Raw genomic sequence first — 6,403 nt, forward strand, 5'->3', positions numbered from 1 at the left:
GCCGAGCCCTATCGAAAGCGCCTCGGCGTACAGCCAGGGGTGCGGCTTCATTGGGAGATCGCTGAGCGAGCCGATCGGCGCGTCGGCCGCCGAGGCGCCGCCGCACAGGATCGCGTCGAACTGCTCGGACGGCGCGCCGAGACCAGCCGCGCCAAGCGCCGCGATGAGCGTCGGCCACATCTTCGCCTCGACGCCGGACGTCACAAGCGCGACCGGCAGCCCATGAGCCCGGATCGTCGCCATCAGAGCCTCGAAGCCGGGCAGAAGTCGGGGCGCGTCGCCGGCGAGCCCGCCTGAAGCAAGTTGCGCCAGCGCCTCCCGCGTGAAACGCGCATGCACGGCCCGCGCCGCGTCGAGCCCGATCCCCGGCGCATGGGCCGAGAGCGCCCAGGCAAGATGCGCCCCGACGGAGCGGCCCGACACATAACGTCGCTCGCCCTCGGCGAAGCGAAAGCCCGCGATTCCGGTGACCTCGCCGATCGTCCGCTCGATGACAGCGATCCATAGCGGTTCGCTGTCGATGAGCGTGCCGTCCAGATCGAGACAGACAGCGGTCAGGCGTCCTCGGCACAGCGGGGGCACAGGATAGATCGCGACCGGTCCCGCGCCGGGCGCCACGACGGCCAGAGTGCGGCTCCCGAACGCGATGAACGCGACGCTGTCGTCGGCGAGCGCGGCGATGGCCCGGACCCCGTCCTCGCCCACCCGCCAGCCGAGGCACGCGTCGCGGGCGACAAGGCCCCCCGAGCCGACATCGAGAGCGCCGAGATCAGGAAAATCGACACGCTTCACGCGGCATAGGCCCTGAGCTGCGGGCCGCACGGCAGAACCAGCTTCGGCTCGGCTGGAAGCGGGGCCCCGGACGGCAGATCGATGTCGACCGCCTGTCCGGCCACGGTCGCATGCAGCGTGCGATAGGCGCCGTGATAGGAGGCGTGAAGCACGTGGACCGAGAGAGCATCGTCGCCTTCGGCGCAGAGGCCAAGCGCATCGGGACGAACGCCCGCGACGGCTTCATGCGCTCCGGGCGCGAGGTCCGCGGCGGCGACCCCTGTCAGGCGTCGCCCCAACACCTCGATCTCCACCGCCACCCCGGAGCGGCCGACGATCCGCGCCGGCAGGAAGTTGGTGCGCCCGACGAAGCCGGCGGCGAAGCGGCTCTCGGGGCGTTCGTAGAGGTCCTCCGGCGCGCCGGCCTGCACGATGCGTCCCTCGCGCATCAGCGCCACCCGGTCGGCCATCGCCATCGCCTCGTCCTGGTCGTGGGTGACCAGCAGCACGGTCAGGCCGAGCGCGGTCTGCAGCCGCCGGATCTCGGTCTGCGTCTGCGCCCTCAGCCCTGCGTCGAGGTTCGACATGGGCTCGTCGAGCAGCAGCACCTTCGGCTCCAGCGCCAGCGCGCGGGCCAGCGCAACCCGCTGGCGCTGGCCGCCCGACAGCGCGTCGGGCCGGCGCCCGCCGAAGCCAGCGAGACCGACCATCTCCAGCACCCTGTCGGTCCGGCGCCGGCGTTCGGCCGACGTCATGCCCTTCAGTCGCAACCCGAAGCCGATGTTCTGCGCCACGGTCATGTGCGGCCACAGCGCGTAGGACTGGAACACCATGGCGCTCGGCCGGGCCTCCGGCGGAACCCTGGTCACGTCGACGCCGCCGAAGCGGACGGTCCCGCCCGTGATCGGCGCGAAGCCGGCGACGGCGCGCAGCGCCGAGCTCTTGCCGCAGCCCGAGGGGCCCAGCAGCGCGGTCAGTCGGCCCGACGGCGCATCGCAGTCGATCGCGTCCAGCGCCAGCGTCGCGCCGAAGCGGACCGTGACGGCCTCCAGCGCCACCGTCGTCATCCGGCGTGGCCCTGGCTCGCGCCGAGGTCGGTCAGCCGCACGACGCGCAGGATCAGCGCGATCAGGACGACGGAGGGGGCGAGCAGCAGCACCGACGCTGCGGCGGCGGGCTCGATGTAGCCCTGCTGCAGCGTCGAGTAGAGCCGCAGCGGCAGCGTGGTGTACTCGACCCCGCTGATCAGGAACGTGATCGCGAACTCGTCCAGCGAGTAGATGAAGGCCAGCAGCGCGCCGGCGATCAGCCCCGGCCGCGCCAGCGGCAGCGTGACGAACAGGAACGTCGCCGTTGTGCCGGCCCCGGCGTCGCGCGCGGCCTCCTCCAGCGCCGGGTCGATCGCGCGAAACGCCGATGCCGCCGTCCAGATCATCAGCGGCAGCGCGCCCACCAGGTGCGCCGCGACGATGCCGACGAAGGTGTCGGTCAGCCCCGCGCGCAGGAACACCACCGCGGTTCCGACCCCGACGACGATCACGGGCGTCGCGGTCTTCGCCAGGAACATGAGTTCCACGACCCTGCGCCCGGGCACGGGCAGCCGGGCCAGCGCATAGCCTGCCGGCGCGCCGATGACGACCGCGACGAGGCTGGTGACGGCCGCGATGCGCAGGCTGAGCCCCAGCGCCGGCAGCGCGCTCTCATAGCGGATGATGTACGCGTACCAGTCCAGCGTCAGCGCCGCGGGGAAGACCGTGTTCATCTCCCATCGCGCGCTGACCGAGTAGAGGACGAGGACAAGCGTCGGCGTCAGCACCACGACTGCTAGGGCCGCGAGCCCCGCAAGCGCGGCGAGGCCGCCCCTAGCAGTCGTCATGGGCCCGGCGGCGCGTCAGCCGGATCGTGATCGCCAGCACGCCGAGCGTGGCGACCGTCAGCACGAGGCCGAGCGCGCTGGCGAGGTCCCAGCGGCCAAGCCCGAAGGCCTCGTAGTAGATGCCCATGGGGATCGTCGTCGGAGACTTGCCGGCGTAGACGACCAGCGTGATCGAGAACTGCGCCGCCGCCATGATGAAGACCAGCGCGCCGCCCGAGATCATCGCCGGGTAGAGTTGCGGCGCGGTGATCGCCGCGAACCGTCGCCACGGACCGGCGCCGGCGTCCTGCGCCGCCTCTACGAGGCTGCGGTCCAGCCCCTCCAGCGCCGCGGCGATGGTGAGCGTCGCCACCGGCAGGAACTTCCAAGAAAGCGCGATGACGAGCGCGAATGCCCCGCCAGAGAAGCCGCTCAACGCTCCGGGCAGTCCGACGTGCGCCAGCGCCGCGGAGAGCGGTCCCCCGGGCAGCAGCGTCAGCCAGATGGCGTAGGCCGCCACGATGTGCGGCACGATCAGGGGGACCAGCACCAGCATCTCGCCAAGCCGTCGCAGTCGGATCGGCAGCGCGTGGAGCAGCGCCGCCACGGCCAGCCCTGCGCCGACGCAAAGCAGCGCCGCGGCGGCCGCCGTCGCGAGGGTGAACCAGAGATCGGCGAGGTAGGCGCCCGAGAGCGATTGCGCGAAGCGGTCGAACGTCGGCGCGCCGTTCGAGACCGCCGCGAGCTCGACCGCCGTGCCCATCGGCAGCAGGAACAGCACCGCGAACAGCGCGAGGGCGGGGGCGGTCATCGCCGCCCCCGCGGCGAGGCGCACCCGGCCGCCGAGCCGGACCGGGCGCGCGGCGGCGGCGATCGTCGCCGTCACCGACCGAGCACCTCGCGGCTCCACCCGTCGGCCAGTTGCGCGATGGCCTCGATGGCGACGTCGCTGTTGAAAGCCGGGAAGGTCTTCTCGCGGATCGTCTCGTAGGGGAAGCCGAAGGCGTCGTCGGGGATGTCGGCCCATACTTCGGGCGCGACGCTGGCGGGGATCTGCCGCTGCGCCTGGCCGAGGCTCGCCTGGATGGCGGGGGAGACCGCGTAGTCCACAAACAGCTGCGCCGCGAGCGGATGCGCCGCGCCCGACGGGATCGCCAGCGGCGTGTTGCGCACCGGCAGGCCGCTGTCGATCAGGTAGTTCCGCATCGTCGGCATCTGGAGCGACTCCCGGGCGAACAGCCCCCAGTCGTTCCAGAACGCCATCAGGTCGATCTCGCCGCGGCGCATGAGCTCCAGCGCCTGCTCGCCGGCGTTCGGCTGGGCGTGGACATGGGGCTGCAGGGCGCGCAGGAACTCCCAGCCCGGGCCCCAGCTGGCGGGATCGGTCTCGTCGCCGAAGCGCCGCATCACGGCGAGCAGGAACATCGCGCCCGACCCGATACCCGACGACGACCGCGGGTCCTCGTAGGTGAAGCGGCCCGGATGGGCCTGCGCCCACGGCAGCAGCGCATCGAGGTCGCCCGGCGGCTTCGGCAGGCGCGCCTCGTCGTGGAAGAACGAGATCGTCGGCTGGAACAGCGGCGCCGCGAACAACTGGCCGTCATGGGTGAAGGTCGCGCGGCCGGGCTCGTTGAGCGACAGCAGGTTGGGCATCGGCCCGTCGGGGTCTGTCGGCATCGCCTCGAGCCATCCCGCGCGGATGGCGCGCAGCGTGCGCGCGTCAGGGGCGACGCGCACCACGTCGATGGGAAAGGGGCGCCGCGCCCCGGCGGCGTGGTGCGCCTCGATCCGCTGCCAGAGCGCCGCGTCGCCGCCGCCGGTCGAGAGCTGGCCGATCTGGAGGTCGACGCCGTAGCTCTCCTTCACGTGTCGCTCGAAGCCGGCGACGACGGTGTCGGCGATCCAGCGCCGGAAATTGGACCCCGCCGGCCAGTAGACGAGAAGCTGCGCGCCCTCTTCGGTCAACCGCGCGGCGACGTCTTCGGGGTTCGCGGCCCGCAGGGCCGCCGGCAGGCCGGCCGCCGCGGCGGCGCAGAGCATCATCGAACGTCGGGTGATCGGCATGGGAGAACCCTTTCAGGCTTGCAGGAGCTGGAGGTCCCACCGCCCCATCGCCTCCGCCGCATCCGCGGACAGGGCGTCGGTCACAACGGTGGTGAGAGCGTCGAGGGGCGCGATGACCGCCGCCGCCTCTGCGCCGAACTTGCTGCTGTCGGCGACAAGGATCACCCGCGAGGCGCGCGCGATCGCCGCGCGCTGCACGGCGGCCTCGGCCGGGCTGGGCGTGCTGACGAGGCCGCGGCGCAGATCGACCGCATTGCAGCCGATGATCGCGGAAGAGAAGCAGTAGCGCGCCATCGCCGCCACCGCCTCGGCCCCGACATGCGACAGGTTCTCGGGGCGGAAGGCGCCTCCAACGACCTCGAGCCGGTCGCGCAGCGCCGCGGGCAGGGCCAGATACAGCGGCGCGGAGTTCGTGATGATGCGGGCCGGGCCGGGCTGGCCGAGGCAGCGCGCGACGGCGGCCGCGGTCGTGCCGGCGTCGAGGAAGATCGTCTCGTCCTTGCCGATGAGTTCGGCGCAGCGCTTGCCGATGCGCGCCTTCTGCGCAGCGTTCACCGTCTCGCGCATGGCGAAGGCCGGGTCCGCCTCGCGGTCCGTGCGCGCGATGGCGCCGCCGTGGGTCCGTCGCACCGCGCCAAGCGCCTCGAGGTCGTCGAGGTCCCGTCGCGCCGTCGCTGGCGAGATGCCGAAGCGCGCGACGAGTTCGGTCACCGTGACGCGCCCCTGACCCTGGATCAGGTCGAGAACCTGGCGCTGCCGCTCGGGCGCGAAGTGTCCGATGTCGTTCATGACGCCCTCCTACGCCCTCTCGGCGACAGGTTGATGACGTTTCGCGATGGTCTATGATGATTCATGATTGAAAATGGAGAATGCCGTGCTGATCGTCCAGTTGTCGGACCTGCACGTGACCGCCGCCGGTCATCGCTATGCGGAGGCGGTGGACACCAATACGGCGACGCGGATAGCCGTCGCGCGGATATGCGATCTCGCCCCGGCGCCCGACGTGCTACTGCTGACGGGAGACGTCGCCGCCGACGGCCGCGATGTGGAGTACGCCTGTGCAGCGGCCATCCTCGCGCCGCTCGAAGGCGTGCCGAGGCTGGTCCTGCCAGGCAACCATGATGCGCCCGATCGGCTTCTGCGCGCGCTGCCCTCGACGCTCGGGCACGAGCCGGGTCCGCGCCTCCATGACGCCGTCTCGGTCGTCGACGGCGCCACGATCGTCGCGCTCGACACGGCGCGGCCCCCGTCGCCGCATGGCGTGCTGGACCCGGCCCAGCTTCGTTGGCTCGAGACGGTCCTGTGCCGCACCCGCACCCCCACGGTGATCGCGCTGCACCATCCTCCGTTCCTGACGGGGATGTCCGCCATGGATGACGTCGGCTTGCGCGACGGCGGCGAGGCTTTGTCAGGGATCGTTTCGTCGCGTGACGACGTGCTCGTGGTCTGCGGTCATGTTCATCGCGTGATCCACACGAGCATCGGGGCCGCGCGCGCGGTATCCGCCCCCGCCGCAGGATTTCAGACATGGCTCGACTTCGTCGACGGGAGCCCGGCGCGACTGTCGCGTGAGGACGGCGGGTTCCTGCTCCACCGGCTCGCCTCTGGGGGATGTTTCACCACGCACGCCGTGCAGACGGCCGTTTCTGGCCACCAGCCCTATCCCTGATCGCCAACGCGCGTTGTCCTGCACTCACTTCCGATACAGGGCGA

At 71.8% G+C, this 6,403-nt stretch carries 7 protein-coding genes; 1 reads left to right on the forward strand and 6 read right to left on the reverse strand.

From position 1 onward, the window contains the following. From V7Q31_RS16545 to V7Q31_RS16570, 6 genes are all read right to left on the reverse strand, one after another. Nucleotides 1-792, reverse strand: a 792-nt coding sequence (locus V7Q31_RS16545; protein ID WP_333834962.1) for an HAD family hydrolase, incomplete at its 3' end; no start/stop codon positions are given. Next, nucleotides 789-1,838, reverse strand: a complete 1,050-nt coding sequence (locus tag V7Q31_RS16550; RefSeq protein WP_333834963.1) for an ABC transporter ATP-binding protein — start codon at nucleotides 1,836-1,838, stop codon at nucleotides 789-791. The genes V7Q31_RS16545 and V7Q31_RS16550, both read right to left, overlap by 4 nt. After that, nucleotides 1,835-2,647 carry an ABC transporter permease gene (locus V7Q31_RS16555; protein WP_333834964.1) on the reverse strand — a complete coding sequence of 271 codons (813 nt, stop codon included), beginning with the start codon at nucleotides 2,645-2,647 and terminating at the stop codon, nucleotides 1,835-1,837. The genes V7Q31_RS16550 and V7Q31_RS16555 overlap by 4 nt, the downstream gene beginning before the upstream one ends. Continuing rightward, a complete protein-coding gene (locus V7Q31_RS16560; RefSeq protein ID WP_333834965.1) occupies nucleotides 2,634-3,512 on the reverse strand; it encodes an ABC transporter permease in 879 nt (292 codons plus the stop codon). The genes V7Q31_RS16555 and V7Q31_RS16560 overlap by 14 nt, the downstream gene beginning before the upstream one ends. Continuing rightward, complete coding sequence (locus V7Q31_RS16565) at nucleotides 3,509-4,690, reverse strand: extracellular solute-binding protein (protein ID WP_333834966.1); 1,182 nt, start codon at nucleotides 4,688-4,690, stop codon at nucleotides 3,509-3,511. Before V7Q31_RS16565 ends, V7Q31_RS16560 begins: the two co-directional genes overlap by 4 nt. Before the next feature lie 12 nt (nucleotides 4,691-4,702). Next, on the reverse strand, nucleotides 4,703-5,479 hold the full coding sequence (locus tag V7Q31_RS16570) for a DeoR/GlpR family DNA-binding transcription regulator (RefSeq protein WP_333834967.1): 777 nt from the start codon (nucleotides 5,477-5,479) through the stop codon (nucleotides 4,703-4,705). Between the two features lie 85 nt (nucleotides 5,480-5,564). Here V7Q31_RS16570 and V7Q31_RS16575 point away from each other — a divergent pair, with 85 nt between their 5' ends. Further along, nucleotides 5,565-6,359 carry a metallophosphoesterase gene (locus V7Q31_RS16575; protein WP_333834968.1) on the forward strand — a complete coding sequence of 265 codons (795 nt, stop codon included), beginning with the start codon at nucleotides 5,565-5,567 and terminating at the stop codon, nucleotides 6,357-6,359. The last annotated feature ends 44 nt before the right edge of the window (nucleotides 6,360-6,403 follow it).

The organism is Rubrimonas sp., assembly GCF_036788415.1.
Classification (GTDB): Bacteria; Pseudomonadota; Alphaproteobacteria; order Rhodobacterales; family Rhodobacteraceae; genus Rubrimonas.

Bases quoted from the DNA above. Each gene is read 5' to 3' on its own strand.
- V7Q31_RS16550 (WP_333834963.1), bottom strand. From the start codon at position 1,838: ATGACGACGGTGGCGCTGGAGGCCGTCACGGTCCGCTTCGGCGCGACG.
- V7Q31_RS16555 (WP_333834964.1), bottom strand. From the start codon at position 2,647: ATGACGACTGCTAGGGGCGGCCTCGCCGCGCTTGCGGGGCTCGCGGCC.
- V7Q31_RS16565 (WP_333834966.1), bottom strand. From the start codon at position 4,690: ATGCCGATCACCCGACGTTCGATGATGCTCTGCGCCGCCGCGGCGGCC.
- V7Q31_RS16570 (WP_333834967.1), bottom strand. From the start codon at position 5,479: ATGAACGACATCGGACACTTCGCGCCCGAGCGGCAGCGCCAGGTTCTC.